The organism is Stenotrophomonas sp. S41, from assembly GCF_016624625.1.
GTDB lineage: Bacteria > Pseudomonadota > Gammaproteobacteria > Xanthomonadales > Xanthomonadaceae > Stenotrophomonas.
The window spans coordinates 1-708 of record NZ_JACVTV010000216.1 but is presented as its reverse complement, the minus strand read 5'-3'; the positions used below and the strand labels follow the sequence as shown (position 1 = coordinate 708).

Below are 708 nucleotides of genomic sequence, written 5' to 3'. Positions count from 1 at the left end.
TTACTCGATGATGGTGGAGACCACACCGGCGCCGACGGTACGGCCACCTTCGCGGATTGCGAAGCGCAGGCCGGCGTCCATTGCGACCGGGTTGATCAGGGTGACAACCATCTTGATGTTGTCGCCCGGCATCACCATCTCGACGCCTTCCGGCAGCTCAACCGCACCGGTGATGTCGGTGGTACGGAAGTAGAACTGCGGACGGTAGCCCTTGAAGAACGGGGTGTGACGGCCGCCTTCGTCCTTCGACAGCACGTAGACTTCGGCGTCGAACTTGGTGTGCGGCTTGATCGAACCCGGCTTGGCCAGGACCTGGCCACGCTCGACGTCGTCACGCTTGGTGCCGCGCAGCAGCAGACCGGCGTTGTCGCCTGCCTGGCCCTGGTCCAGCAGCTTGCGGAACATTTCGACGCCGGTCACGGTGGTCTTCTGCACCGGACGGATGCCGACGATTTCGATTTCTTCGCCGACCTTGATCACGCCGCGCTCGATACGACCGGTCACCACGGTGCCGCGGCCCGAGATCGAGAACACGTCTTCCACCGGCATCAGGAACGGCTTGTCGACGTCACGCTCCGGGGTCGGGATCCAGCTGTCGAGAGCATCGACCAGCTTGATCACGGCCGGCACGCCGATGTCGCTCTGGTCGCCTTCCAGCGCCAGGCGGGCCGAACCCGAGATGATCGGGGTGTCGTCGCCCGGGAAGTC

Annotated in this window: 1 protein-coding gene; it reads right to left on the bottom strand. The window is 64.5% G+C overall.

The window, feature by feature from the left end:
• Positions 1–708, bottom strand: a 708-nt coding sequence (locus tag IAE56_RS20950) for an EF-Tu/IF-2/RF-3 family GTPase (protein ID WP_267912615.1), incomplete at its 5' end; no start/stop codon positions are given.